The organism is Halarchaeum salinum (assembly GCF_039520965.1).
Taxonomy (GTDB): Archaea; Halobacteriota; Halobacteria; order Halobacteriales; family Halobacteriaceae; genus Halarchaeum; species Halarchaeum salinum.
In genome coordinates this window covers 59,202-83,509 of the sequence record NZ_BAAABL010000067.1, presented here as the reverse complement: position 1 = coordinate 83,509, position 24,308 = coordinate 59,202, and the positions used below count along the sequence as shown (strand labels likewise).

General features: G+C 68.6%; 27 protein-coding genes. 14 read left to right on the top strand and 13 right to left on the bottom strand.

Going from position 1 to position 24,308, the window contains the following annotated elements; all coding sequences use genetic code 11:
- Positions 1-30 precede the first annotated feature (30 nt).
- The 3 genes from ABDZ36_RS11545 to gatC form a co-directional block, all read right to left on the bottom strand.
- On the bottom strand, positions 31-1,920 hold the full coding sequence (locus ABDZ36_RS11545) for an SLC13 family permease (protein WP_343749319.1): 1,890 nt from the start codon (positions 1,918-1,920) through the stop codon (positions 31-33).
- Between the two features lie 167 nt (positions 1,921-2,087).
- Complete coding sequence (gene gatA, locus ABDZ36_RS11540) at positions 2,088-3,416, bottom strand: Asp-tRNA(Asn)/Glu-tRNA(Gln) amidotransferase subunit GatA (protein ID WP_211312104.1); 1,329 nt, start codon at positions 3,414-3,416, stop codon at positions 2,088-2,090.
- A complete protein-coding gene (gene gatC, locus ABDZ36_RS11535) occupies positions 3,417-3,695 on the bottom strand; it encodes an Asp-tRNA(Asn)/Glu-tRNA(Gln) amidotransferase subunit GatC (protein ID WP_211312103.1) in 279 nt (92 codons plus the stop codon). It abuts the gene before it with no gap.
- A 176-nt stretch (positions 3,696-3,871) separates the two neighbouring features.
- On the opposite strand from gatC, the gene ABDZ36_RS11530 reads away from it, so the two are divergent.
- Positions 3,872-4,858, top strand: coding sequence for a transcription initiation factor IIB (locus tag ABDZ36_RS11530; protein WP_211312102.1), 987 nt, complete (start codon positions 3,872-3,874; stop codon positions 4,856-4,858).
- 23 nt (positions 4,859-4,881) lie between these two features.
- Positions 4,882-5,352, top strand: a complete 471-nt coding sequence (locus ABDZ36_RS11525) for an NUDIX hydrolase (RefSeq protein WP_211312101.1) — start codon at positions 4,882-4,884, stop codon at positions 5,350-5,352.
- Positions 5,353-5,358: 6 nt separating this feature from the next.
- Here the strand turns inward: ABDZ36_RS11525 and ABDZ36_RS11520 are convergent, their stop codons facing one another.
- The gene (locus tag ABDZ36_RS11520; protein WP_211312100.1) at positions 5,359-6,051 is read right to left on the bottom strand and encodes a PHP domain-containing protein; all 693 of its coding nucleotides are present in this window, start codon (positions 6,049-6,051) and stop codon (positions 5,359-5,361) included.
- Between the two features lie 162 nt (positions 6,052-6,213).
- Here ABDZ36_RS11520 and purL point away from each other — a divergent pair, with 162 nt between their 5' ends.
- Positions 6,214-8,415, top strand: a complete 2,202-nt coding sequence (gene purL / locus ABDZ36_RS11515; RefSeq protein ID WP_211312099.1) for a phosphoribosylformylglycinamidine synthase subunit PurL — start codon at positions 6,214-6,216, stop codon at positions 8,413-8,415.
- A gap of 139 nt (positions 8,416-8,554) precedes the next feature.
- On the opposite strand, the gene ABDZ36_RS11510 is transcribed toward purL, so the two are convergent.
- Positions 8,555-11,395 carry a DEAD/DEAH box helicase gene (locus ABDZ36_RS11510; protein WP_211312098.1) on the bottom strand — a complete coding sequence of 947 codons (2,841 nt, stop codon included), beginning with the start codon at positions 11,393-11,395 and terminating at the stop codon, positions 8,555-8,557.
- Between the two features lie 91 nt (positions 11,396-11,486).
- Here ABDZ36_RS11510 and ABDZ36_RS11505 point away from each other — a divergent pair, with 91 nt between their 5' ends.
- The gene (locus ABDZ36_RS11505; RefSeq protein WP_211312097.1) at positions 11,487-12,266 is read left to right on the top strand and encodes a creatininase family protein; all 780 of its coding nucleotides are present in this window, start codon (positions 11,487-11,489) and stop codon (positions 12,264-12,266) included.
- A gap of 4 nt (positions 12,267-12,270) precedes the next feature.
- On the opposite strand, the gene ABDZ36_RS11500 is transcribed toward ABDZ36_RS11505, so the two are convergent.
- From ABDZ36_RS11500 to ABDZ36_RS11485, 4 genes are read right to left on the bottom strand one after another with little or no spacing between them, the layout of a single operon-like run.
- Positions 12,271-12,420 carry a hypothetical protein gene (locus tag ABDZ36_RS11500; protein ID WP_211312096.1) on the bottom strand — a complete coding sequence of 50 codons (150 nt, stop codon included), beginning with the start codon at positions 12,418-12,420 and terminating at the stop codon, positions 12,271-12,273.
- 37 nt (positions 12,421-12,457) lie between these two features.
- The gene (locus ABDZ36_RS11495) at positions 12,458-13,195 is read right to left on the bottom strand and encodes a metallophosphoesterase (protein WP_211312095.1); all 738 of its coding nucleotides are present in this window, start codon (positions 13,193-13,195) and stop codon (positions 12,458-12,460) included.
- Positions 13,196-14,905 carry a hypothetical protein gene (locus tag ABDZ36_RS11490; protein ID WP_211312094.1) on the bottom strand — a complete coding sequence of 570 codons (1,710 nt, stop codon included), beginning with the start codon at positions 14,903-14,905 and terminating at the stop codon, positions 13,196-13,198.
- The gene (locus tag ABDZ36_RS11485) at positions 14,902-16,173 is read right to left on the bottom strand and encodes a Single-stranded DNA binding protein (RefSeq protein ID WP_211312093.1); all 1,272 of its coding nucleotides are present in this window, start codon (positions 16,171-16,173) and stop codon (positions 14,902-14,904) included. Before ABDZ36_RS11485 ends, ABDZ36_RS11490 begins: the two co-directional genes overlap by 4 nt.
- 106 nt (positions 16,174-16,279) lie before the next feature.
- Here ABDZ36_RS11485 and ABDZ36_RS11480 point away from each other — a divergent pair, with 106 nt between their 5' ends.
- Positions 16,280-16,495 (top strand): hypothetical protein, encoded by a 216-nt coding sequence (locus ABDZ36_RS11480; RefSeq protein WP_211312092.1) that lies wholly within the window; start codon positions 16,280-16,282, stop codon positions 16,493-16,495.
- 53 nt (positions 16,496-16,548) lie between these two features.
- A complete protein-coding gene (locus ABDZ36_RS11475) occupies positions 16,549-17,085 on the top strand; it encodes a DUF6149 family protein (protein ID WP_211312091.1) in 537 nt (178 codons plus the stop codon).
- A 144-nt stretch (positions 17,086-17,229) separates the two neighbouring features.
- Here ABDZ36_RS11475 and ABDZ36_RS11470 read toward each other — a convergent pair whose 3' ends face one another.
- Entirely contained in the window at positions 17,230-17,496 is a 267-nt protein-coding gene (locus ABDZ36_RS11470) for an elongation factor 1-beta (protein WP_211312090.1), read from the bottom strand.
- 2 nt (positions 17,497-17,498) lie between these two features.
- Positions 17,499-17,672 (bottom strand): HVO_2753 family zinc finger protein, encoded by a 174-nt coding sequence (locus ABDZ36_RS11465; RefSeq protein ID WP_188871213.1) that lies wholly within the window; start codon positions 17,670-17,672, stop codon positions 17,499-17,501.
- 107 nt (positions 17,673-17,779) lie between these two features.
- On the opposite strand from ABDZ36_RS11465, the gene ABDZ36_RS11460 reads away from it, so the two are divergent.
- Together ABDZ36_RS11460 and ABDZ36_RS11455 are read left to right on the top strand one after the other, a co-directional pair.
- Positions 17,780-18,073 carry a DUF7545 family protein gene (locus tag ABDZ36_RS11460; RefSeq protein WP_211312089.1) on the top strand — a complete coding sequence of 98 codons (294 nt, stop codon included), beginning with the start codon at positions 17,780-17,782 and terminating at the stop codon, positions 18,071-18,073.
- Between the two features lie 22 nt (positions 18,074-18,095).
- Positions 18,096-18,875, top strand: a complete 780-nt coding sequence (locus tag ABDZ36_RS11455) for a nucleotidyltransferase domain-containing protein (protein ID WP_211312088.1) — start codon at positions 18,096-18,098, stop codon at positions 18,873-18,875.
- Here the strand turns inward: ABDZ36_RS11455 and ABDZ36_RS11450 are convergent.
- Together ABDZ36_RS11450 and ABDZ36_RS11445 are read right to left on the bottom strand one after the other, a co-directional pair.
- Positions 18,863-19,522, bottom strand: a complete 660-nt coding sequence (locus tag ABDZ36_RS11450) for a 2,5-diamino-6-(ribosylamino)-4(3H)-pyrimidinone 5'-phosphate reductase (RefSeq protein WP_211312087.1) — start codon at positions 19,520-19,522, stop codon at positions 18,863-18,865. The genes ABDZ36_RS11455 and ABDZ36_RS11450 overlap by 13 nt on opposite strands.
- 1 nt (position 19,523) lies before the next feature.
- Positions 19,524-20,192 (bottom strand): MBL fold metallo-hydrolase, encoded by a 669-nt coding sequence (locus ABDZ36_RS11445; protein ID WP_211312086.1) that lies wholly within the window; start codon positions 20,190-20,192, stop codon positions 19,524-19,526.
- A 110-nt stretch (positions 20,193-20,302) separates the two neighbouring features.
- Here ABDZ36_RS11445 and ABDZ36_RS11440 point away from each other — a divergent pair, with 110 nt between their 5' ends.
- The 6 genes from ABDZ36_RS11440 (at position 20,303) to ABDZ36_RS11415 (ending at position 24,285) form a co-directional block, all read left to right on the top strand.
- On the top strand, positions 20,303-20,593 hold the full coding sequence (locus ABDZ36_RS11440; RefSeq protein ID WP_211312085.1) for a 50S ribosomal protein L21e: 291 nt from the start codon (positions 20,303-20,305) through the stop codon (positions 20,591-20,593).
- 2 nt (positions 20,594-20,595) lie between these two features.
- Positions 20,596-20,955: an RNA polymerase Rpb4 family protein gene (locus tag ABDZ36_RS11435; protein ID WP_211312084.1), complete on the top strand. Its 360-nt coding sequence runs from the start codon at positions 20,596-20,598 to the stop codon at positions 20,953-20,955.
- Between the two features lie 63 nt (positions 20,956-21,018).
- Complete coding sequence (locus ABDZ36_RS11430; protein WP_211312083.1) at positions 21,019-21,594, top strand: DUF655 domain-containing protein; 576 nt, start codon at positions 21,019-21,021, stop codon at positions 21,592-21,594.
- 32 nt (positions 21,595-21,626) lie between these two features.
- On the top strand, positions 21,627-22,460 hold the full coding sequence (locus tag ABDZ36_RS11425) for a 16S ribosomal RNA methyltransferase A (RefSeq protein WP_211312082.1): 834 nt from the start codon (positions 21,627-21,629) through the stop codon (positions 22,458-22,460).
- Entirely contained in the window at positions 22,460-23,707 is a 1,248-nt protein-coding gene (locus ABDZ36_RS11420; protein ID WP_211312081.1) for a mechanosensitive ion channel family protein, read from the top strand. Before ABDZ36_RS11425 ends, ABDZ36_RS11420 begins: the two co-directional genes overlap by 1 nt.
- Complete coding sequence (locus ABDZ36_RS11415; RefSeq protein WP_211312080.1) at positions 23,704-24,285, top strand: HemK2/MTQ2 family protein methyltransferase; 582 nt, start codon at positions 23,704-23,706, stop codon at positions 24,283-24,285. Before ABDZ36_RS11420 ends, ABDZ36_RS11415 begins: the two co-directional genes overlap by 4 nt.
- The last annotated feature ends 23 nt before the right edge of the window (positions 24,286-24,308 follow it).

Below are 24,308 nucleotides of genomic sequence, written 5' to 3'. Positions count from 1 at the left end.
GAGCGTCGACACGCATCTACGACCCGACTGTCAGGGCGAGAGCCCCCAGAAGAACGCGATGCCGATGACGGTGACGACGGAGAGGAGTAACTGGAGCGGCCCGCCGACGCGGGCGTAGTCCGAGAACTTGTAGCCGCCGGGCCCGTAGACGAAGAGGTTCGTCTGGTAGCCGACGGGCGTCATGAACGCCGTCGAGGCCGCGAACGTGACCGCGAGGATGAACGCGAAGGGGTTCCCCCCGACCTCGTGTGCCGTCTCGACCGCGACGGGGATCATCAACACGACGCTGGCGTTGTTCGAGATGATGTTCGTGACGAGCCCCGTCACGATGTAGAACACCCAGAGGACGCCGATGACCGGGAGGTAGTTGCCGGTGAGCCCGACGAGGGCACCGAGGAACGTCGCGGCACCCGTCTGCTCTAGGGCGATGCCGAGCGGGATGACGCCGGCGAGCAGCAGGATGACGCTCCAGTCAACGCCGTCGTACATCTCACCGGGCTTGATGACGCCGGTGACGGCCATGGCGACGACGCCCGCGAGCGCGGTCTGGACGATGCTGAAGTCGAGCCCCGCGAAGGCCTCGACCCCGGTAACGGCGGCGAGCGTCCCCCATGGCATCCCGACGAGGCCGACGACACCGAGAACGATCGCGATGGCCCACGGGATTTTCTCCGTCCGGTAGTTCGGCGACTCGGACTCGTGTGCGACGATGAAGTCGGAGTTCGTCGAGAGGCGATCGATGCTGTCCGCGGGGGCCTGCACGAGGAGCGTGTCGCCGACGCGGAGTTCGACGTCGTCGAGGCGCGAGCGGATCGTTTCGCCGCCCGAGCGGAACGCGAGGACGCTCGCGTCGTAGCGCTGGCGGAACGAGGAGGTAGTGAGCGTCTCGCCGAGGAGACTCGAGCCGGACTGGATGACGATCTCGACGAGCGTCTGGGTGTCCTCGTCGGCTTCGAGTTCCTCGTCCGTTGGTGGCGTCCCGACGAGGTCGAGACCGTCGAGTTCGCGCAGCGACGAGAGCGTCTCACGGTCCGTGCGGATCGCGAGGATGTCGCCCGAGCGGATGCGCTTGCTCGCGATCCCCTCGAAGTACGTTTCGCCGTCGCGGACGATCTGGAGGATGTCGGCGTCGAAGCGCGACTCGTCGATGGCGTCCTGAACGGTCTTCCCGGCGATCGCCGCGTCCTCGCGGACGACGACCTCCGTGACGTAGTCTTGTAGTTCGTACTCGTTTAGGTAGTCCTCGCGTGCGGGGACGCGCTCGGGGATGAGCCGGTGGCCGACCGTCATCAGGTAGGCTGTCCCGGTGAGCAACACGATGACGCCGAGGCCGGTGAAGGTGAACATCGAGAACGATCGGCCGATGAGGCGCTCGGCGACGCTTGAGGCCAGCAGGTTCGTCGACGTGCCGATGAGCGTGAGCATCCCGCCGAACATCGAGGCGTAGGAGAGCGGGAGGAGGAGTTTCGAAGGCGAGGTCTTCCCCTTGTGCGCGAGGTCGGAGATGACGGGGACGAGGATGGCGACGACCGGCGTGTTATTGATGAACCCCGAGACGGGGCCGGCGATCCCGATCGTCGCCGCGAGCTGCTTCGGCTGGCTGTCGCCCGCGAACGCCGCCATCTTCCGCCCGATGATCTGGACGACACCTGTCCGGTTGACACCCGTCGAGAGGATGAGCATGGCGAGCACCGCGATCGTCGCGGTGCTGGAGAACCCCGAGATCCCCTCGGCGACGGACACCTCCGTCCACGGGAGCACGGTCAACAGCACCATCACGAGGATCGCTGTGACGTCGATCGGGAGAAGTTCGGTGACGAAGAGGAAGAGCGCAAGGAGGACGACACCGAACACGACGAGCATCTCCGTCGTGACCGGTGGCACCGACCCGGCTTGCGCTAAGAGAGGTGTAATCGGCATACTGTATCGGTGGGTCCGCTCCCACAAAGCGGTTCCGGGTAGCCTCCGTGTACGTTATCCGAAGGTTATGAAGCGGCGTGTTTTCGCATCTCGGTCGTGGATGGCGACCGCTCGATGCAAAAACACGCCTGAAAAACCCCCGCTCGGCGTCGCCGAGCGGTGCGAAACTACCCTAGCAGCGCCGCCGCGTTGATGATGGTTTCTTCGCCAAACTGCGGGCCGACAAGTTGGAGACCGACGGGGAGGCCATCCTCGGATTCGCCGGCGGGGACGCTGATCGCGGGGAGATTCGCGAGGTTCACGGGGACGGTGTTGGCGTCCATGAGGTACATCTGGAGGGGGTCGTCGATGCTCTCGCCGAGCTCCGGCGGGAGGACGGGCATCGTCGGCGTCGCGAGGACGTCCACGTCGTCGAACGCCCCCTCGAAGTCCTGGCGGACCCACGCGCGGGCCTCCTGGGCCTGCTTGTAGTATTTGTCGTGGTAGCCCGCGGAGAGGGCGTACGTTCCGAGGAGGATGCGGCGTTTGACCTCGTCGCCGAGGTTCTCGGCGCGCGTCTCCGCGAACGTCTCGTTCCAGTTGCCCTCGAAGCCGCCGGACTCGCCGTAGCGGACGCCGTCGAAGCGGGCGAGGTTTGAGGAGGCCTCGGACATCGCGATGACGTAGTAGGCGGCGACGCCGTACTCGACCGAGGGGAGGCTGACCTCCTCGATTTCGGCTCCGGCGTCGCGGTAGGCGTCGAGCGCGTCCTCGAAGACGCGCCGTACCTCGTCGTCCGCACCTGCCCGCGGCTCGTCGCCGCTCGCGGATTCGGTCGCGTCCGGCGCGACCCCTTCAACGAGTTCTGCCGGGACACCGATCGTGAGCCCCTCAACGTCGCCGTTCGCGGCGGCCGCGTAGTCGCTCGCCGCGCCCGCGTCGTGCGTCGTCGCGTCGTGGTCGTCCGGGCCCGCGATGACGTCGAGGAGTTCGGCTGCGCCCTCGACCGTCGAAGCGAGGGGGCCGATCTGTTCGAGGCTGTTCGCGTACGCGACGAGCCCGTAGCGGGAGACGAGGCCGTACGTGGGCTTGATGCCGACGACGCCGCAGAACGCGGCGGGACAGCGGACGGACCCACCGGTGTCGCTGCCGAGCGCGTAGTCGGCGTCGCCCGCGGCGACGGCCGCGGCGCTCCCGCCCGAGGAGCCCCCTGGGACGCGCTCCTCGTCCGCGGGGTTCGTCGTCGCACCGAACGCCGACGTCTCCGTGGTGGTCCCCATCCCGAACTCGTCCATGTTCGTCTTACCGACGATCGTCGCGCCGGCGTCTTTGAGCCGCGAGACGACCGTCGCGTCGTACGGCGGGGCGTACTCTGCGAGCATCTCGGAGCCACAGGTGGTTCGCACGCCCTCGGTGGAGATGTTGTCCTTGACGGCGACCGTCGAGCCGGCGAGCGGCCCCTCGTCGGCCCCCTCGATCGTCTCCTCGGTGATGAAGGCGTTGTGTGCGTCCGCCATCTACGACACCTTCGGCCCCTTGAAGAAGCCGTCCTCCGTCTCGGGGGCGTTCTCCAGCGCTTCGCCCTGATCGAGGCTCTCTTCGACCTCGTCGGGGCGCATGACGTTCACGAGTTCGGGCTCAGCCTCCACGTCCGGGACCTCCTCCAGGGTCTCGAAGTGGTCGAGGATGTCCGCGAACTGGTCGGCGTACCGTCCGACGTCCTCCTCGTCGAGGTCGACGCGGGCGAGGTCCGCGACGTGCCGGACCTCGTCGGCGTCGACGGTCGAGTCGCTCATGGTCGCCCTGGGTCCCGCGCTCGTCTAAGCGTTTCGGAAGACGCGACGCGGATCGGATGCGGCAGTACGGGCCGAAAACGGTCATTAGGCTTATGCCGTCGCCGCCCCACACACTAGTGAATCACGCTCCGTTCGGCGGCGGAGGCTACCCGCGACACCCCCGACCCGATACTACCATGAGTAACTCACGCACACGACGTCGAGAGCGACGGCCGACGCAATCGGAGGAGGAACAGGAGCAGGAACGCTCGAACGACGAGGAGCTCGTCTGCCCGGAGTGCGGCGGCAACCTCGTCGTCGACGAGTCGCACGGTGAGACGGTCTGTGCGGACTGTGGGCTCGTCGTCGACGAGGACGAGATCGACCGTGGGCCCGAATGGCGCGCGTTCAACAGCCAGGAGAAGGACCAGAAGAGCCGGGTGGGAGCGCCGACGACGAACATGATGCACGACAAGGGGCTCTCGACCAACATCGGCTGGCAGGACAAGGACGCCTACGGCAACAGCCTCTCCAGCCGCCAGCGCCAGAAGATGCAGCGGCTGCGCACCTGGAACGAGCGCTTCCGCACGCGGGACTCGAAGGAGCGGAACCTCAAGCAGGCGCTCGGCGAGATCGAGCGCATGAGCAGTGCCCTCGGCCTTCCGAAGAACGTCCGGGAGACGGCATCCGTCATCTATCGTCGCGCGCTCGACGAGGATCTCCTCCCCGGCCGCTCCATCGAGGGCGTCGCCACCGCTGCCCTCTACGCCGCCGCCCGGCAGGTGAGCACGCCGCGCTCGCTCGACGAGGTGACGAACGTCTCGCGCGTCGATAAAGACGAGATCGCACGGACGTACCGCTACGTCGTCCGCGAGCTCAGCCTCAAGGTCGCTCCTGCCGACCCGACGAGCTACGTCCCGCGCTTCGTCAGCGATCTTGACCTCGGCGACGAGGTCGAACGCCAGGCCCGCGACCTCCTCGAGTCCGCGAAGCAGAAGGGCATCTACTCCGGGAAGAGCCCGGTCGGCCTCGCCGCCGCCGCCGTCTACGCGGCCGGCCTCCTCACGAACGAGCGCGTCACGCAGAACCAGGTGAGCGAGGTGGCGAACATCTCCGAGGTCACCATCCGCAATCGCTACCACGAACTTCTCGAAGCGCAGGACGACGTACCGGTGGAGGCTTAGGGCCGCCGCACGGGGGCTTCGATATGGAGACCACCCGTCACTACACCGCGACCGTCTACGTCGTCCACGAGGGCGCGACGGCGCTCCACGAGCACGACCGCCTCGGCCTCTGGTTACCGCCGGGCGGCCACGTCGATCGCGACGAACTCCCCCACCACGCCGCCGAACGCGAGGTCCGCGAAGAGACCGGCCTCGACCCTACGCTCTTGCTCGCCGATCCCGCTATCGAGACGGGCGTCGTTCGTTCGCTTCCCCAACCCGAACACCTGCTGCTCGAAGACATTCACGTCTACGAGGGCGGCGAGATCGGCCACCAGCACGTCGACTTCGTCTACTTCGCCGCGGTGGACTCCCGCGACATCGACCCGGACGGCGACGAACGCGACCCCGAGCACTGGGAGTGGTTCGAGCCGGACGAATTGGAGAACGCCGATATCGGCGACGAAGTCGTCGAGATCGGCACAGAAGCGATCGAGACCGTCGACGGTCGGTGAACCGCGTCAGTCGCGATTGAGCAGTTCGCGCAGACGGTTTTTCACGCGACGTTTCGCCCCGCCGGCGGCCTGCTGGAAGCTGACGTGCCACGGCGTCCGGCGGCCCTCGACGCTCGTGCGGCCGTCGCGGATCGCATCGAGGATACTGTCGAGGTCGGCAGTTCGGGCGTCGACGCGCGTTACGGCTTGGCCGACCATCTCGGCGATGTGGGCGTCGGAGCCGGCGGTCATCGGGAGACCGCGTTCGCGGGCGAACGACTCTGCCTGCCGGTTCGCGCGGCCGGTGAGGAGCCGCGAGTTGTAAACTTCGATGGCGTCGGCCGATGCGAGTTCGGCCTCGCTGACGTGGGGTGCGACGCCGCTACGGGACCCCTGGAACGGGTGGGGAATGACCGCGATTCCGCCCGCATCGTGGATCTGCTCAAGCGTCTCCGTGAAGGGGCGACCGATCGGGACGGGTTCGCGGATGCCGAGCGCGAGGACGTGGCCGGCCGCGCTCGTCACCTCCATACCGGGGATACCGATGAGTCCGTAGTCAGGGGCGAGCTCCGCCGCGCGGGCGCTCGCCTCGTACTCGTCGTGGTCGGTGACGGCGATAGCGTCGAGGCCGACGGCCGCCGCCTGCTCTAAGAGCATCTCGACGGGGTCGCGGCCGTCGTAGGAGTGCGACGAGTGGGTGTGAAGCTCGACCGACAGCACACGCGGCGCTTTGCGGCCGGCGGGCAAAAGCGCGCCGGTCGAACGGGGAGGGGGTGTCGAGAGGCCACGTCGCCGGCGACGACCAGACGCGACGCCGACCACAATACCCATAGACGTGCATATAGAAACGCATAAATCCGGCCCGACAAACCATGGAGATGAATGACTCTCGCCGAGTCGGACCGCGAGCGCGTCGTCGGGGAGCTGGGTCGCGACCCGACGCGTGCCGAGGCCGCGCTGTTCGAGAACCTGTGGAGTGAACACTGCGCCTACCGCTCTTCGCTGCCGCTGCTCTCCGCGTTCGACTCGGAGAGCGACGACGTCGTCATCGGTCCCGGCGACGACGCCGCGGTGGTCGAGGTGGGCGACGGGCTCTACGCCACCTTCGGCGTCGAGTCACACAATCATCCCTCGTACGTCGACCCGTTCGACGGCGCGGCGACCGGCGTCGGCGGCATCGTCCGCGACACCCTCTCGATGGGCGCGTACCCGGTCGCGCTCGCCGACTGCCTCTACTTCGGCGGCTTCGAGCGCGAGCACTCGCGCTACCTCTTGGAGGGCGTCGTCGAGGGCATCAGCCACTACGGCAACGCGATCGGCGTCCCGACCGTCTCGGGGAGCACGGCCTTCCACGAGGGCTACGAGGGCAACCCGCTCGTGAACGTCGCCTGCGTCGGGCTCCTCACCCCCGACCGGCTCGTTACCGCCGAAGCACAGCGGCCCGGCAACCGCCTCGTGCTCGTCGGCAACGGCACCGGCCGCGACGGCCTCGGCGGGGCTTCGTTCGCTTCCGAGGACCTCGCCGAGGACGCCGAAACGGAGGACCGCCCCGCGGTGCAGGTCGGAGACCCCTACGCCGAAAAGCGCCTCGTCGAGGCTAACGAGGAACTCATCGACGCCGGCCTCGTCCAGTCCGCACGCGACCTCGGCGCGGCCGGATTAGGGGGGGCGTCCTCCGAACTCGTCGCGAAGGGCCACCTCGGCTGCGTGCTCGACCTGGACGCCGTCCACCAGCGCGAGCCCGGGATGAACGCGATGGAGATCCTCCTCGCCGAATCCCAGGAGCGCATGGTGTACGAGGTCGCCCCCGAGAACGTCGACGCCGTCCGTGAGATCGCGGGGAAGTACGACCTCGGCTGTTCGGACATCGGCGAAGTGACCGGCGACGGCCAGTACGTCTGTGAGTTCGACGGCGACATCGTCGTCGACGCCCCCGCGGAGTTCCTCGCGGACGGCGCGCCGCTCAACGACCTCCCGATGGAGACGCCCGAGACGCCCGCGACGGACTACGACCTTCCCGCGATTGAGGCGGCGTTCGAGGCCGTCGTTGCCAGCCCGAACACCGCCTCGAAGCGGTGGATCTATCGCCAGTACGACCACGAGGTCGGCGCGCGCACCGCAGTCCGCCCCGGCGAGGATGGCGCGGTGCTCGCCCTCCACGAACTCGCGGACGCCGACACGGATGTCGACGTCACCGACGCGCCCGGCATGGCGCTCACGGCCGGTGCGAACCCGAACTGGACGGCCTGTGAACCGTACGCGGGCGCGTACGCCACCGCCGTCGAGAACGCGACGAACCTCGCGGCCGTCGGCGCGACTCCCGTTGCCGCCGTCGACTGCCTCAATGGCGGCAACCCGGAGAAATCCGACGTCTACGGCGGCTTCGGCGCAATCGTCGACGGCCTCGCCGACGGCTGTCGCGACCTTTCGATACCCGTTGTCGGCGGCAACGTCTCGCTCTACAACGACAGCGAAGCTGGCCCGATCCCGCCGACGCCGACGCTCGCGATGCTCGGCACGACCGACAGCGTCGACGCGCCCGGGAGCGCGCTCGCGGGCGACGGTACGCTCCTCCTTGTCGGCGGCCACGACGGGACGCTCGGCGGCTCCGAACTCCTCGCCGAGTTCGGCGGGAGCGACGCCTTCCCCGAGGTCGTCGAGAACGCGGGCGATGTCGTCGCGACACTCGCCAAGGTTGCGGGCGACGATGCGACGACTGCGGTCCACGACATTAGCGACGGTGGGCTCGCCGTCGCGCTCGCGGAAGGCCTCACTGCCGCCGCCGGCGCGGACGTCTCGGTGCCGTCGATCGAGGCGCTCTTCTCCGAAGCACCGGGGCGCGCCGTGATCGAGACGAATGAGCCCGAATCGGTCATAGCTGCCTTCGACGGCGTCGCGGACGTCGTTGAGCTCGGCGAGAGCGACTGGTCGGGGACGCTCACACTCGACGTTCACGAGTCACTCGGCGATTCGGGAGCCAGCCAGAACGGTAGCCGTTCTGACGATGTCGATGGGGCCCCCATTGTCTACGATTACGAGGATGTCGCGGCGTTCCGCGAGACGATCGTGGTCGCGATGGAGTGAATTGCGTCGCGCGGTGCGAAGCAGTGCGGCGCGGAAATCCGCCTTCGCACCGCGAGTGCCGACGGCGCTCGCGGGATTTTTGGTGAAGCTTTTTGGCGCGAGCGGTCGCCGTAGGCGACCCGAGCGCGAAAAAGGTTCTTTACCAGAAGGCCTTGGTCCGTGCGTACTCGCGTTCGCGTTCGAGGATGTCGCGGTAGAAGTCCGCGTCTTTTTCGCGATGCTTGTTGATGACGCGGGCGGCGTTCTGGGGGCCGATGCCGCGCGCGGCGAGCGCGATTACGGCCTTCTTGCCGTGGCTCTGGACGATACTGGCGTTTCGGTAGGCCCGCTGGACGCGCTTTTCCTGTTCGTCGTTGCGGTCGTCGGGTGCGGCGGTGAGTGCCGTGACGACCTCGTCCGCCCACGGGGAGAGCGCGGCGATCCGCGTGGAGCCACAGCGCGGACACTCTGGTTGCTCGCGGACGCGTCGGACCTTCGTCTCCTGGTGCCAGTCGCCACAGTGCAGACAGACGAGGTTCACCCGGTCGTCCATGAGCCGCTCTTTGACCGCCTTCACGACGCTCGCGTCGGCGTTCTCGGGCGTGAGGAGCTCCTGGCCAGAGGAGCGCCCGCCGACGCCGATCGGAGTGCGCTCGCCGTGGCGAACGACGGTGAGGTCGCCCGATTGGATGCGTTCGAGGACGTCGCTCGCGCCCTCGACGTCGAGGTCGGTGTGGAACACTTCGCGGAGTGCCTCGTCGTAGACCGGCGTGTCTTCGAGCGCGCTCAGGATGCGCGAGAAGCCGACGCCGTCGCGGCCCTTCGAGCGATCGAGCGCCCCGAACTTCGCGGCGACCTGTGCGAGCGTGAACTTCAGCGTCTCGGAGCGCTTCAGGGAGAGTTCGAGGACGGCCGCGACGTGTGCGGGGTCGGTTTCGCGGAGCACGGCCTCGACCTCGCTCGCGCGGACGCCCTGCGGGACTTCGAGCTCGATTCTGTACGGCCCGGCGTCGAGGCCGACCGACGACCCGGTACGCTGGCCGACGAGCGCGGAGAGCAACCGCCCCAAGGTCTCGTTGACCTCGTGGCCGAACGCGGCGTTCAGCGTGATCGCGCGTCCCTGCGCCTCGATGAGGATGCGGTTGTCAGTCGGGACGGGTGCGTCAGCCTCGACCTGTCGCGCGAGCGGATCGAGGGCTGAGGAGACGGTATCGGCGTCTGCGGGGTAGCGACGCGCGACGTCGCGCGCGACTGCCTTATGGGTCGCGCCGTGAGCGAACTGCGTGGCCGCGGCAGCCCGGAGCTCGCCGACCTCCTGGGCGACGTCGGCGGGGACCGGAATCTCTGAGCCCGTCCACGAGGGCACCTCGCCGCTCGGATCCGCGATCGGCGAGACGTTCACCCGCGACTCCTCCTCGTCGATCTCGGCGATGCGCCACATCTCGCCACGCTGGATGAACGTCTCGCCGGGTTCGGCGAAGTTGACGACGAAGCGCTCGTCGAGCGTCCCAACCTGTCGGCCCGCTGCCATGTCGTACACCTCGTACGTCTCCTCGTCGGGGATCATCGAGAGGTTCGCGTAGACGTACTGCCACGTCCCCGACGAGGAGAGCTCGTCCGCCTCCTCGTCGAGGTAGAGCACCCGGTTCTTGTGGAGTTCGCGGACGACCTCGCGGAAGGTCCCCTCGTCCAGATCACGGAACGGATAGGCGCGCGTGACGATCCGATACGCCCGCCGCGCGGCGACATCGCCGAAGTCCATCGCGATCCCCGCGATCTGGTTCGCGACCGTGTCGAGGCTGCCGTGGTGGATGGCGACCGTCTCGACGTGCCCCGCGCTCGCCCGGCGCGCGATGACGAGCGCCTCCGCCACCTCGTCGGGGTGCGTGGCGACGATCGTCCCCGTGGAGACGGCGTCGCGGCGGTGGCCGGCGCGTCCGACACGCTGGAGGAGCCGGGCGACCTCCCGCGGGCTGTTGTACTGGACGACGTGGTCGATGTGCCCGACGTCGATGCCCAGCTCCATCGAGGACGTACAGAGCATCGCGTCGAGATCGCCCCCCTTGAACGCGTCCTCGACCTCGATGCGGGCCTCCTTCGCGAGGCTCCCGTGGTGGACGCCGATGTTCGCGTCGAGCTCCTTGAACCGCGAGCCGAGCGCCTCCGCCGTCTGTCTGGTGTTCACGAAGACGAGCGTCGAGTCGTGGCGCTCGACGATCTCGCGGATCGCGCGGACGTGACTTGCCATCTCCGCGCTCGTCACGAGCTCGTTTCCGAGCCGTTCGTCGGCCTCCGTCACCTCGGGTGCGACGACGTCGAACTCAACCTTCGAGGTGACGTCCACCTCGACGACGTCGAAGTCCCGCCCGCCCGTGAGGAAGTGCCCGACCTCCGCGGGGTCGCCCACGGTGGCGGAGAGGCCGACGCGCTGGAACGGCCCCGAGAGCTCGTGGAGTCGCTCCAAGCCGATCGCCAGCTGCGCGCCCCGCTTCGCGCCCGCGAGCTCGTGCACCTCGTCGATCACGACGTGTTCCACGTCGATCAGCGCGGTGCGCAGCTTCTCGCCCGTCAGCATCGCCTGAAGGGTCTCGGGCGTCGTCACGAGCACGTCCGGCGGGTCGTTCGCCTGCTTCGTGCGCTGGTACTGCGTCGTGTCGCCGTGCCGGACGTCCACCTCGATATCGAGGGCGTCGCCCCACCAGTCGAGACGCTCGCGCATGTCGCGGTTCAGCGCGCGCAGCGGCGTGACGTAGAGCGCGCTAATTCCGTGGACGTGTTCCTCGGCTTTGCGCTCGGCGATGGCGTCGAGCACGGGCAACATCGCCGTCTCCGTCTTCCCGGTGCCGGTCGGCGCGACGACCACGGCGTTGTGGCCGGCGACGAGCGGTGGGATCGCACGTCGCTGTGGCTCCGTCGGCGTGGTGAAGCCGCGTTCGGAGAGCGCGTCGCGGACCGCGGGCCCGAGACGTGTGAACGCGTCCACGACGCCAGTCTCACTCATCACCGAACGAAGGGTCGCGGGCGAGTTAAGCCCCTCGCCGGCCGTGATCACCACCCAAACCTTTCTCGCGGTGCGGTCCGTGCGCATACGCGTGTACCTCGCCGACGAGGCGTGGCCGGATCTCGAAGCGTACTTCGAGTCCGAGTCGCTCGCCATCGTCCCGCTGGGAAGTACCGAACAGCACGGCCCGCACCTCCCGCTGGCCACCGATCACGCCATCGCCGAGGCGTTCGCCACCGAGGTCTCAGAGCGCACCGGCTACCTCCGAACGCCCACCGTCACCGTGGGCGTCAGCCCCCACCACCGCCAGTTCCCCGGCACCGCCTGGGTCGACGCCGACGTCTTCCGCGACTACGTCGAGAGCTACGTCCGCAACCTTACCTATCACGGCATTGACCGCGTCGTCTTCGTCAACGCCCACGGCGGGAACGTCCAACATCTCCGCGAAGTGGGGAGACGACTCCGTGACGACGATGTCGCCTACGCCATCGAGTGGATGTGGGACGAGTCCATCCCCAACCTCGTCGACGAGGCCTTCGAACACAACGGCCCGCACGCCGGTCCGAAGGAGACTGCGCTCATCCAACACCTCCACCCCGACCTCGTACACGACGACCGGCTCGCCGAGGCCCGCGACGGCGGCGCTCCGGATCCCGAGGCGTCGATCCGGACGCAGAACGGCGCGGCGACCTTCTACGACACTGTTGAGAACTCCGCGAATGGGTCGTTCGGCGATCCAACGGACGCCACTGCCGAGAGGGGCGCGGAACTGTTCGACGCTGCGAGTGAACAACTCGAAGCGCTCTGCGAGTGGCTTGCCGCGCGCGACTGGGCCGAGCTCCGCGCGCCCGAGCGCGTCTCGCGCGAGTAAGCCATCAGTACCGGCGGTCGCGCCGCCAGAGTAGGATGCCGCCCGCGAGCGCGAGCGCGAGCCCCCACCAGAGCTCGTCGCCGGGCAACGCGAGCAACAGGAGCGTGACGATGCCGGACGACAGGAGCGACCAGCCGAGCGTCGAGTTGGCCATGCGCCCGAAACGGGTTGCGAACGGATAGGCCGTCCCCTCAGAGCCCGCGGTACGGCCCGAGTCGCGTGCCGTCGAGCAGGTAGGCCTGCGCGTCCGGGCAGGCGTCGGGGAGGAACGGCGCGAGGAACTCTTGCCCCTCGACGTTGACCCATGTGCCGCCGCTGTACTCGTTGAACGCCGGGCAGACGACGAGTTCGCCGCTGATGTCGAGCGTTGCGCCGTGGTAGGTCTCGAACGGCTTGGCGACGAGCGGCCCGCGGAGCCAGATGCGTTCGATGCGACTGCCGCCCACTTCGTCCTCCAACCGGACCGCTGGGTGTTCGTGACCGACACACACTACGTCGGCGGCCAGCACGTCGTGTCTCGGCCACGTATGGCCGTGGCAGAACCCCACGTCGCCGATGCGTGCCCCCGTCGCGGGCGTGACGTCGATGTCGAGGACATCCTCGAGACCGCCGTCGTGGTTCCCGCGGACGAGCGTGGCCGGCACCGGAAGCTCGGCGACGAGCGTTTCGAGTTCGTCCAGCTCCGCGCCTTTCGGCGCGCCGATCCGGTGACCGAGGTCGCCGAGGAAGACAACGCGATCGACACCCGTCTCGGCGACGAGCGACAGCACGCGATCGCGGCGCTCGTCCGCCCGTGACGGCGCTTCGAGCCCTTCGCGGCGCAGCGACGCCTCGATCCCGGCGTGGTAGTCCGCGACCACGAGGACCGACTTATCGCCGCAGTCCGCGACCGCCGCCGGTCGCTCCGGGACGGGCTCGACCCGCGCCATCTAGATGGCCTTCAGGTTGTCCTCGCCGGACTCGTAACACCGCCCGCTCATCAGCGCCGACTGGATCGCGTCCGCGATCTCGTCCTCGTCGGCGTCCGTCTCCTCCATGACGGTGCGCACGAGCTCGTCGCGGTCCGCGCCGTCGCCGTCGTTGAGGACGTCCATGTAGTCGACGACGAGGTCCTCGAGGTCGACGTCCGCCGGCGCGGACTCCGCGTCCTCGGCAGCGCTCTCGGGTTCGTCGTACGCCGCCTCGGTGAAGTCATCGAGGTCGTCCGCTTCGTCGTCGTCCCCCTCGAAGCTCTCCGACGTCTCGAAGTCGCCGAGGTCGCCGTCACCCTCGTCCGCGGGTTCGTCGTCCGGCGACGGGCGCGTGGACGCGGGTTCGTCCGCGCCAGCCTCCAGATCGTCGGGTGAGCGGTCCTCTTCGCCGCCCTCGGGGATCTCGCCGCCAGTCGAGAAGCCGACGTCGAACTCCTCCTCGACCTCGGCTCGGGTCTCCTCGTCCATCTCCCACTGTTCGTCCTCGTCGCTCGCCTCGCCCTCATCCACGGGTTCTGCGTCGTCGCTCGCGGGTTCCGCCTCGGACGAGGCCTCCTCGGACTCGAAGTCGTCCGGCGACGGCTCGGTGGACGTCGTGGCCGTCTCGCCCTCCGGCGTCGCCTCCGTGCGAGTCGTCGCGGGCTCCTCGGTCTCACCTATCTCGGACTCGCTGACCGATTCGGTCTCCTCGCCGGAATCGGCCTCGGACTCGCTGACCGAATCCGCCTGTGCCTCGGCTTCGGACTCGGCTGCTTCCGACTCGGTCGACTCGGCTTCGGCTGGCTCCGTCGCCGACTCACTCTCCTCGAAATCGTCCGGCGACGGTTCGGTGTCGGTCGTGACCGTTTCGCCGTCCGCTGTCGCCTCGACGTGTTCGTCCGGCATCGCGGCGTTCCCGCTCGTGTCGGCGGGCTCGGCGTCCGCGAGCGTCGCATCCGGGTAGGAGAGGTCGGCGTCCGTCCCATCGCCCTCGTCGGGCGCGAGCGCGAGGTCCTCGACCTCGTCGAGATCGCCGGCGACGACGCGCGTCGCGTCGAGTGCGAGTCCGCGGACGGCCGCGAGGTACGCCGGCGTCGTCCCGTAGTGGTCGATGGCGTGCGAAATCCCGGAGGCGAGCCCGTACGGCGCGCCGCGCTCGACGAGCGCGTCCGTCAGGTCGTCGCCGCGCTCCGGCATGTCGAGGGCGTCCGCGAACGTCGCGATCCGCGAGAGCGTCCGCTCGGCCGTCGAGACGACCCAGCGATCCCGCGTCTCGGGCGTGACGGCGTTTACGCTCTCCGGACGGATCGAGGTGTACACCTGCTCTGAGTCGTCCGGCGAGAACGTCCGGGCCTTGCCCGTCACTGCGACGAACGACGGCACATCGGCGTTCTCCAGCGATGCGAGCGCGTCCGGCTGATACTGGCCGGCGTAGACGACGAACGCGCCCGTCGGGTCGACGACGCGCGCCCGCACGACGTCCTCGTTCACCTGCTCGACGGAGGTGAGGACGCCGACCGCGAACAGCCGATTGACGCGCGCGCCAGTCGGCGTCACGACATAGTTCGGCGCGCGCTCCTCGTCGCTCTCCGCGTACTGGTAGTCCGCGTCGTCGAACTCCGCGGCGAACAGCCGCCACGCGACCTCTCGGCTTGGGCGCTCCTCGTCGGCGTCGTCGGACTGGCTCATGCGCCCACCTCTGCGAGCAGCTCGTGCGCCCGCTCGGCCGGATCGTCGGCGCTCTCGTGGAATCGGATCGTCTCGAGGTTCGCGCCGTACTCATCAACCGAGAGGTGCCCGCGCACCGCATACTCCTTGCCGACGATCGACTCGCGGATGTCGTCGGCGACGACCTCGCGGTTCATCGCGTCCCGCGCGGCCTCGAGGGCGTCCTCTAAGGTACCACCGTAGATATCCTCGGTCAAGTCGCGATCGAGGATCGCGGTCGTCGTCCCCGTTCCGTCGTCGAGGATCGCCTTCACGCGGAGGTCGTCCTCGCCCTCGACGTCTCCGTGGGTGCGACACTGCCCCTTCTGGATGACGCGCCCGCACTCCGGGCAGCGCTCGATGAGCCCGGAGCCGTCCCGGACCTCGATGACGTTCCCGACGAGTTCGACGTCGTACGCACCGCCGCCGGAGACGGCTTCGCGGATCGACAGTCGCGTCGGCCCGCCGACCTCGACGGGTTCCGCACGCTCCGCGACGACGGAGAACTCGGAGACGTTGACCGAGGGGACGCCGCGGAACTCTCGGATGTAGGCGTCCTCGATGTGGACGCTCGCGCCCTCCGTTTCGAGCGCGGGCACGACCTCCCACGCCGTGAAGGGGAGGCGCGCCGTCTCGTCGCCGAGCACGCCGGAGAGGATCTCCGTCTCGCCGTCGCGCCCGTCGATCGTCTTGCGTTCGACCTCGACGACGCGGACGTCGAGCGTCACGCCGCGATCGCCCGCCTCAAGGTCGGCGAGGTCGGCCTCGCCGCCCGCCTCGTAGGGGACGTCGAGGGCCTCGTCGACAACGCTCACTGTCGACGACTCCCCGAAGTTCACCTCGGGACGGCCCTCGTACTCGCGGACGCTCGCGTTGCCAATCTGGACGACGTCGCCGGCTTCCAGGCCGAAGTCCTCCCACGCCGTGTAGGAGAGCTTGCCCGTCTCGTCGGCGAGCTCGCCCTCGAAGATGACGTGGTCGTCGCCGTTGTAGCGGATCGAGCGTTTGCCCACGGTCAGGATCTTCGCGGTGACCGTGATGTTGCCCGACTCCGGCGTCACGTCGGCGAGATCCGCGGACGTCGGGGTGGACGAGCTCCCGGTGTCGCCGCCGTACTTCCGGCGGAGGCTCTGTTTGGCCTCCTCCATCGGCACGCTGTACTCCACCAGATTGCGGAGTCCCTCTGCGACCTCCTCTTTGTCAACACCGAGGTCGGAGGCGAGCTCCTCGGCGTGATCGTCTACATCCATCACCGGCCTTTGGTGCGGGGGACGTAAAAGGGTTCGTCGCGCGGGCGCGCGTGACGCCGGGCGCGGCGTGATGAACTGTAACTGCTCGTCCGCCGTCGGAGCTAACGTGACAGTCACCGCCCTCCCGCTCGCCGCCGTCGGCGCGGGCTCGATCCTCCCGCTCCTCTTGCTGCTCGTTCAGCTCGCCGTCGCGTATCTCGTCCACCGCGACGCCACGCGCCGCGACAGCCGCCACGCGCTCGCGTGGGCGCTCGGCGCGTTCTTCGGGAGCGTCATCGTCTGGATCCTCTACTACGTCGTCCGCGACGAGGTCGGGCGCTGAGCACGAATCCCGCTAGCCCGAACGTCCTTGTCGCCCCCGCCACACGCCCCTATATGCGACTCTACCAGACGTGGCGGAACTACGTCACGCAGCTCGCGCTCGACGTCCCGGTCATCGAGCGATTCGTCCGCGACTGGCTCGTTGATCTCCACACGGACTTCTTCGTCGCGGCCTGCGAGCGCGACGCCGACGCCCGCGAGGCCCGCCTCCGCGCGCTCTTCGAGACGACGATCGACGTCTACGAGTGCGCGCTCGCCGAGGGCTACCCGGAGAGCCACGCCCGCGAGATTACGCACATCCAGGGCGCGTTCGACTTCTACAACCACGGCTGGGGCGAGCTCCTGGAGTTTCCCCCCGAGGAGCGCGAGGCCTACTACGAGAAATACCGCGACTTCTTCGAGCGTCACGGCTGTACGCTCGACGAGCCGTTCGGGGAGTTCGAACCGGCGGGCGGGCTGCCGTCGGCACCTGAGACGCCCGAGCGGCTGAACGGCGACTACCCGATCGCGGAACCGGGCCACGTCGAGGGCATCTACTTGCACACCGACCGCGAGTGGATACGCGAGCCGACGACGGACGCCGACGCGTAGGTCGCGGTCGACGCTCGCGGCGCTGCGCGGGTGAAAACGAGACGAGAATGGGCGCACGGCCGGAAGCGGAGAAAACGATGTCCGCATCGCTACCGAACGGGAAAACGACGGACGGGAGCGCCGTCCGAGAAAGCGAAGCGCGGTTTACAGGCGGCCGGTTTCCTGCACCTGAACGGACTCGACGCCCTCGACGCTCGTGAAGGCGTCCTCGACGGCTTCCGTGCCACCGGCGTCGTCGGGGACGACGACGGTCGAGAGGAGCGCGACGAGACCGAAGGCGACCTCCTCCTGCTCGAAGCCGCGAAGCTTCGCGCCCTCGGGGAGCGAGTCCTCGAGGTCCTCCTTCAGGTCGTCGAGGTCGACGTCCGGGCTCTGCGGCATGACCTTGAGGACGGCGGCGACCTTCCCCATCGTTACGGCCCCCGGAACCCGCAGTCGGGACACTCGTAGAGGTTGCTCTGCTTGCGGCACTTCGCGCAGCGGTAGATCTGCTGGCCACAGTCCGGGCACTTGAACGATGCGGCGTTCGTGCCGGAGATGTTGATCCCACAGGAGACGCACTTGCGCGCCTGTCGTGCTTCGCTCATACGAACAGGGTAGCCGCGCGAGCGGTTTTAACTCTTCCTTCTCGCCCTGCCGCGCCGCATCCGCGGCTTCGGCAGGCTTTTGCGTCGGACGTGCGAACCGCGAGTTCATGACTGACGAAGTTGAGACCGTGACGTTCAGCGTCGACGGTCCGGACGGTAGCGACGACGTCGAAATCCCCGCGGGACTCGTTGACATCCTCGGCGAAGAGGACGACGAGTCGATGGCGCAGGTCGTCGCCGACATCGCCCTGATGGGTTTCGCCAACCGCGCGCACACGCTCGCCCACCACGGCGAGGGCGACGCCAGCGACGAACTCGAAGCCATCGAGGAGTCGACGCTCGACCTCTTCGAGGAGCGCTTCGGTGTCACGTACGGCGAGGCGACCGGCCACTCGCACTAACGGCGCTCTTCTCCGCGATTGCATGCCGACGACCACGCCACCGGTCGTTGACGATGCGCTCGCCGCGCTCGAACGTGAGCGCGATGTCCGGATCTGCGTCGCCGCCGAGGCCGGGAGCCGCGCGTGGGGGTACGCTGGCCCGACCAGTGATCACGATATCGCCGTCGTCTACGCTCAGCGGCCGGCCGACTACGTCGTCCTCGATGGCTACGTGGCGTCGATCCACGAGGAGTTCAACGAGAGCGCGGACCGCGAGGTGGATGTCCGCGCGTGGAACCTCACGCGCGTTGCCGAACTCCTCACCGAGTCGAACCCGACCGTCCTCGAAGCCCTCGCCTCACCGACCGTCTACCGATCGTGTGCGGGCCTCGACGCGCTCCGCGAGCACGCCCTCACCGCCTTCTCGCCGATCGACTGCTACCACCACTACCGCTCGCTCGCGACCGGTCAGTCAGCGGCGACCGACAACTCACCAACGGTCTCACGTGCGCTCGTCGTCGTTCGCGCGGCACTCTACGCTCGGTACGTCCGCGACACGCACACGTTCCCGACGCCCGTCTTCCCGGCGTTCCTCGACGACGCTGGCGAGCGCTTTCCCGACGCGTGGATCGCAACGGCCCGCCGGCTCGTGGCGCGGAAACGCGCCGGGAGGGGTGACGAGCCGATCGCCGATCCGATCGACCCAGGGATCGTCGCGCTCCCGCGCGAGATCGATCCGGACACACACGCCGTCCGCGGTATCGAGCGCGGGCGGGTGAACGACTTCGTGCGCACGGCGTTCGAGCGCGCTCAGCAGTCGTAGCGCAACAGCACGCCGTCGTCGATTCGCTCGACGTCGACGAGGTCGAGCGTCGGGTACTCGTCGACGAACCCCTCGCCGTCGGCGAGCGTCGGCGCGGTTCGCCCGCCGACGATCGTGCTCCCGACGTAGACGGTGAGTTCGTCGACGAGGCCAGCGTCGAACAGCGAGAAGATGAGCTCGCCGCCGCCCTCGACCATCACGTCGACGAGGCCACGCGCCGCTATCCCCTCGAACGCCATCGGCAGATCGACACGCTCGTCGCCGGCGGCGAGCACCGTCGCACCCGTGTTTTCGATGGCGGCGACACGCTCGTCCGGCGCGCCCGCCGCGACGAGAACGACGGTCGGGGCCGCGTCGTCGAGCACGCGGGCGTCCGGCGGGGTGCGCGCGTTCGAGTCCGCGACGACCCGCGTCGGCTGCGGGGGTGCTCCGCGTTCCTCACGGGTCGCGACGAGCTCGGGATCGTCGAGCGTGAGCGACGGGTCGTCGGCGAGCACGGTGCCGACGCCGACCATCACGGCGTCGTTCGCCGCACGCACGCGATCGACGCGCGCGAAATCCGCGGGGCCACTGATAGCGAGCTGCTCGCGCCGCCGAGAGGCGAGTTTACCGTCGACGCTCGTCGCGGCGTTGACGTGGATGGTCACGCTACTCGACCAGCGCCGCGACGTCCTCGGGACCGGCCTCGACGTGCCCGCCGTGGAAGCAGAGGACGTCGGTGAACGCGAGGTCCGCGAGCGTGTCGAGGGAGTCGTAGGCGCGTTCGACGTCGGGCGTGAAGTGCTCGTTCGGCCCGGCGAGCTCGCCGTCCTCCGCAACCGAGGCGTCCGCGGCGAGGAGGACGCCGGCGTCGGGGACGTAACACGAGATATGCCCGGGCGTGTGGCCCGGCGTCGCGACGATTTGGAGCGGGCCGACGGCCGTCCGGATCTCCACGCCGTCCACGACCTGCACGTCGACGGGGACGGGGTCGTAGCGATCGCTCGGATCACCCTTGATCGGGTCTTTCGCCCCCTCGATCGCGGGCGTGTCGTCGCGGTGCGCGAACACCGGCGCGTCCGCGCGCTCGGCGATCTCCGCCGCACCGCCCGCGTGATCGCCGTCCTGGTGCGTGAGCACGAGGTATTCGACGTCGTCGTAGTCGAACCCCTCCTCGGCGAGCGCGTCCTCGAGGAGGTCGACGGTATCGGGGAAGCCCGCGTCGAGCAGGACGAGACCGCCGTCGGGCGTCTCGACGCCCGCGGGGGTGATCGTGAGCGTGCGGTCCGGATACGAGACGGTAACGGGGAAGCCGTAGACGCCGGATGCGAGCTCCATGCATGCCGGTGGCCGCGGCTCGGGGAAAACAGTTGAGGTGGCGGCGGCCGCTGTCGGGACGGGAACGTGCGTTTTATAACTGCGACGCCAGTATCAGTCGGCATACGACTATGCCGAGCTCCAACGGACCTCTCAACAGCACGCGGAACAAGCTCGCCAACAAGCCCCGAGATCGCGGTACCTCCCCGCCCCAGCGCGCCGTCGCCGAGTTCGACGAGGGCCAGAAGGTCCACCTGAAGATCGACCCCTCGGTCAACGAAGGTCGCTTCCACCCGCGCTTCTCCGGACACACCGGCACCGTCGTCGGCAAACAGGGCCGCGCGTTCAAGGTCCAGATCACTGACGGCGGCAAGGAGAAGACGATCATCGCGAAGCCCGCGCACCTCCGCGCACAGGAGTAAGCGTGACCATCTTCAAGGAGACCGTCGACGAGGAGTTCCTCACCGTCTCGGAGGCGCGTGAGCTTCTCGACGACGTCGAGGCCGAACGCGCTGCCGACGAGGAGCGCGAACTGCGCTACGAGCTCGCGCGCGCCGTCGAGCACGTCAATCGCTTCGCCGTCCTCGAAGGCGAGGAGTCGCGTGAGCTCGTCGAGAACCTCCTCGATTTGGAGCATATCGACGACCCTGCGACCGCCGTGAAGATCGCGGACCTCCTCCCGCGCAACCGCGACGAGCTCCGTGCCGTCTTCGCGCAGGAGCGCTACGCGCTCTCCGGCGACGAACTCGACGACGTGCTGGACGTCGTCGTAAAATACGCCTGACGGCGGCAGGGTTCACGTCCCGTCGGCCGACCTTTTAAGACCGCCCTCGACGTATCGATGCGCATGAGCGACGATTCAGCCGACGGAACGGAGGCCGTCGTCCTCGACGTGCTTCGGCACGGCCGTTCGGGCGACGATCGCGCGGCGTTCCGGCGCGGACAGGTCGGATTCGCCGTCGGAACCGAGGAGTTCGAGCTCTACGAGTTCCTGATGGCCGACGACTCGGATGTCTCCATCGGCGATCGGGTGCGCGTCGCGCCCGACGCCGACGCGGACCTCGATCGGGTCAGTACCGTCACGTACGACGACCTCTCCGGGGGTGCCCAGTCCGAGCTGGAGTACGTCGTCGAGGAGCTGGTCGAGGCGAATCCGGAGCCGTTTCTCGACTTCTACAACGAGGCCGGCGCGGTCTCGCTGCGCCTCCACCAGCTCAACCTCCTCCCCGGGATTGGCGACACTCTCCGCGATAAGATCCTCGACGAACGCAAGCGCGGGCCGTTCGAGAGCTTCGCGGACCTCGCCGATCGCGTCGACGGGCTCCACGATCCGAAGGAGATCATCGTCGAGCGCGTCCTCAAGGAGCTCAAAGGCGAGGACGTGAAGTACCACGCCTTCACGCCGAGCGACCGCGGAGAGTAGGGTTTACACGACACGGGGGCCTACGACCGGTAATGACCGAGCGACGGGACCCCGACGCGCTCGTCCGGCGCGCGGGCCGCGGCAACCCGGATTTCGACCAGCACTTCCTCGTCGACGATCGCGTTCTGGACCGTATTCCGACGTACGCGGAGGGGTACGACCGTTCGCACGTCCTGGAGATCGGCCCCGGGCCGGGGGCGCTCACCGAGCGCCTCCTCGACGTCGCTGATCGCGTGACGGCCGTCGAGCGCGACCCCGACCTCGCCGCCCACCTCCGCGAGGAGTTCGCGGACGCCCGCGCGGACGGGACGCTCACCGTCGTCGAGGGCGACGCGCTCGACGTCGAACTTCCCGACTACACCTGCTGTATCTCGAACCTCCCGTATTCGGCGTCGAGCGAACTCGCCTTCCGCCTCCTCCCGCGGGCGAAGCCCACCGTCCTGATGTTCCAACAGGAGTTCGCCGAGCGGATGGCCGCGTCTGTCGACGACGACGCGTACGGGCGACTGAGCGTGAGTGCCCAGCACTACGCGGACGTCGAGGTGGTCGAGGAGATCCCGAAAGAGGCGTTCGACCCCCAGCCCCGCGTCCGCTCGGCGGTCGTGCGGACGACGCCGCGTGACCCCGACTACGAGGTCGACGACGAAGCGTTCTTCCTCGACTTCGTGAAGGCGCTGTTCACGCAGCGGCGCAAGACGGTGCGGAACGCGATCCGGAACACCGCGCACATCTCGGGGCTCGACGATCCGGAGGCGGTCGTCGCGGCAGCCGACGAGGACCTCCTCCGGAAACGGCCGGGGAACCTCGCGCCGGCGACGTTCGCCGAACTGGCCGCGCTCGCCGCGGAACACGGTGACCCCGTCTGATGGCGATCCCGCTCGCGTTCGGGGTGTCGCTCGCCGCGCACGCGGACCAGCTCGCGCTCTCCGTCGGCTCGCTCGTCGCGTTCGTCGCGCTCTGGTGGACGATCAGTCGGGTCGGCGAGCGCCTCCGCGACGAGCTCGACCTCCGGCTCATCGACCTCCTGCTCGGGCTGTTGGTGCTCTGTCTGGCCGTCACGGAGCTCGGGGCGCTCGTCTACATCTGGGGGCTCCAGTCGCTGCTCGTCAGCGTCATCGAGCGCTTTGGCAACCCCCTGACGCTCGGGGCGAAGGCGTTCGTCTCGCTCGCAATCGTCGTGCTCGCGTACGTCGGGACCGGCGTCGTAAAGCGCGCCATCGAAAACGCGGCGAAGCGTCGCGACGGCGTCAGCGACCACGAGGCCGAGATCACCTTCCGCATCGCCCAGTTGGTGATCTACATCGGGGGGCTGCTCGCGCTGCTCGGCCTCTGGGAGATCGACCTCTCCGGGCTGCTCATCGGTGCGGGATTCCTCGGGATCGTCCTCGGGATGGCGGCACGACAGACGCTCGGTGCCGTCCTCGCGGGCTTCGTCCTGATGTTCGCGCGCCCCTTCGAGATCGGCGACTGGGTGCAGGTCGGCGACAACGAGGGGATCGTCACCGAGATCAGCATCGTCAACACGCGCATCCAGACGTTCGACGGCGAATACGTGATGCTCCCGAACGACTACGTCGGCTCCGAGGAGGTCGTCAACCGCTCGCGGAAGGGGCGGCTCCGCCTGCACGTCGAGGTCGGTGTCGACTACGAGACGGACGTCGATGCGGCCGTCGACATCGCCGAGGAGACGATGGGCGACCTCGACGACGTGCTCTCGGTCCCGCGCCCGCAGGCCGTCCTCACCGAGTTCGGCGACTCGGCGGTCACGATCGACCTCCGCTTCTGGATCGACAAGCCGAGCGCGCGCCGGAAGTGGCGGGCACACACCGCGGTCATCTCCGCCGTCCATGAGGCGTTCGCCGAACAGGACATCAAGATCCCCTTCCCGCAGCGCGAACTGTCGGCGCGCCCCGAAACGGACGGCTTCCGGGTGCACGACGACGCCATCGACGCGTCGGATGCGGATGCGACCTCCGACGGTGAGCGAACTGACGACGATATCGAGACCAACGATACCGACACCGGCACTGACGAGACGGGTGACACCGACGACGGTACCGACAGCGACGGCACTGACGCTGACAGTGACGACACTACGGAGGAGAAGCGATGACCGGCGACGATCTCGCCGCTCGCCGCGGCGTCGAGACGGACGTCTACGACCCCGCGGAGGACTCGCGGCTGCTCGCCGACACCGCGTGTGAGGAAGTCGCAGCGGACGATCTGGTGCTCGACGTCGGGACGGGATCGGGGTACGTCGCGGCGACCGTCGGCGAGGAGACGGGGGCGCGCGTCCTCGGAGCGGACCTGAACCCGCACGCGTGTCGGCGCGCCTGCGACGCCGGCGTTGAGGCGGTGCGCGCGGACCTCGTCGCACCCTTCCGAACCGACACGTTCGACGTCGTGACGTTCAATCCGCCGTATCTGCCGGCGGACGCGGCCGCGGCGCGCGACGACTGGATGGAGGTGGCGCTCACCGGCGGCGAGACCGGGCGCGAGGTGGTCGAGGCGTTCCTCGACGACGTCGAGCGCGTGCTCGCGCCCGGGGGATACGTCCTCTTGCTTGTGAGTACGCTCACCGGCGTCGACGACGTCGTCGACTACGCGGGCGAGCGTGGCTTCTCGGCCGTCGCGCTCGCCGACCACTCCTTCCCGTTCGAGACGCTCACCGTGTTGAAACTCGTCCGGTAGGTGTTTGTCCACATCGCCCCCTA

Bases quoted from the DNA above. Each gene is read 5' to 3' on its own strand.
- ABDZ36_RS11440 (WP_211312085.1), top strand. From the start codon at position 20,303: ATGCCGAGCTCCAACGGACCTCTCAACAGCACGCGGAACAAGCTCGCC.
- ABDZ36_RS11455 (WP_211312088.1), top strand. From the start codon at position 18,096: ATGCCGACGACCACGCCACCGGTCGTTGACGATGCGCTCGCCGCGCTC.
- purL (WP_211312099.1), top strand. From the start codon at position 6,214: ATGACTCTCGCCGAGTCGGACCGCGAGCGCGTCGTCGGGGAGCTGGGT.
- ABDZ36_RS11525 (WP_211312101.1), top strand. From the start codon at position 4,882: ATGGAGACCACCCGTCACTACACCGCGACCGTCTACGTCGTCCACGAG.
- gatC (WP_211312103.1), bottom strand. From the start codon at position 3,695: ATGAGCGACTCGACCGTCGACGCCGACGAGGTCCGGCACGTCGCGGAC.
- ABDZ36_RS11470 (WP_211312090.1), bottom strand. From the start codon at position 17,496: ATGGGGAAGGTCGCCGCCGTCCTCAAGGTCATGCCGCAGAGCCCGGAC.
- ABDZ36_RS11475 (WP_211312091.1), top strand. From the start codon at position 16,549: ATGCGACTCTACCAGACGTGGCGGAACTACGTCACGCAGCTCGCGCTC.
- ABDZ36_RS11490 (WP_211312094.1), bottom strand. From the start codon at position 14,905: ATGAGCCAGTCCGACGACGCCGACGAGGAGCGCCCAAGCCGAGAGGTC.
- ABDZ36_RS11430 (WP_211312083.1), top strand. From the start codon at position 21,019: ATGAGCGACGATTCAGCCGACGGAACGGAGGCCGTCGTCCTCGACGTG.
- ABDZ36_RS11495 (WP_211312095.1), bottom strand. From the start codon at position 13,195: ATGGCGCGGGTCGAGCCCGTCCCGGAGCGACCGGCGGCGGTCGCGGAC.
- ABDZ36_RS11500 (WP_211312096.1), bottom strand. From the start codon at position 12,420: ATGGCCAACTCGACGCTCGGCTGGTCGCTCCTGTCGTCCGGCATCGTC.
- ABDZ36_RS11445 (WP_211312086.1), bottom strand. From the start codon at position 20,192: ATGGAGCTCGCATCCGGCGTCTACGGCTTCCCCGTTACCGTCTCGTAT.
- gatA (WP_211312104.1), bottom strand. From the start codon at position 3,416: ATGGCGGACGCACACAACGCCTTCATCACCGAGGAGACGATCGAGGGG.
- ABDZ36_RS11510 (WP_211312098.1), bottom strand. From the start codon at position 11,395: ATGAGTGAGACTGGCGTCGTGGACGCGTTCACACGTCTCGGGCCCGCG.
- ABDZ36_RS11485 (WP_211312093.1), bottom strand. From the start codon at position 16,173: ATGGATGTAGACGATCACGCCGAGGAGCTCGCCTCCGACCTCGGTGTT.
- ABDZ36_RS11420 (WP_211312081.1), top strand. From the start codon at position 22,460: ATGGCGATCCCGCTCGCGTTCGGGGTGTCGCTCGCCGCGCACGCGGAC.
- ABDZ36_RS11415 (WP_211312080.1), top strand. From the start codon at position 23,704: ATGACCGGCGACGATCTCGCCGCTCGCCGCGGCGTCGAGACGGACGTC.
- ABDZ36_RS11460 (WP_211312089.1), top strand. From the start codon at position 17,780: ATGACTGACGAAGTTGAGACCGTGACGTTCAGCGTCGACGGTCCGGAC.
- ABDZ36_RS11425 (WP_211312082.1), top strand. From the start codon at position 21,627: ATGACCGAGCGACGGGACCCCGACGCGCTCGTCCGGCGCGCGGGCCGC.
- ABDZ36_RS11545 (WP_343749319.1), bottom strand. From the start codon at position 1,920: ATGCCGATTACACCTCTCTTAGCGCAAGCCGGGTCGGTGCCACCGGTC.
- ABDZ36_RS11530 (WP_211312102.1), top strand. From the start codon at position 3,872: ATGAGTAACTCACGCACACGACGTCGAGAGCGACGGCCGACGCAATCG.
- ABDZ36_RS11465 (WP_188871213.1), bottom strand. From the start codon at position 17,672: ATGAGCGAAGCACGACAGGCGCGCAAGTGCGTCTCCTGTGGGATCAAC.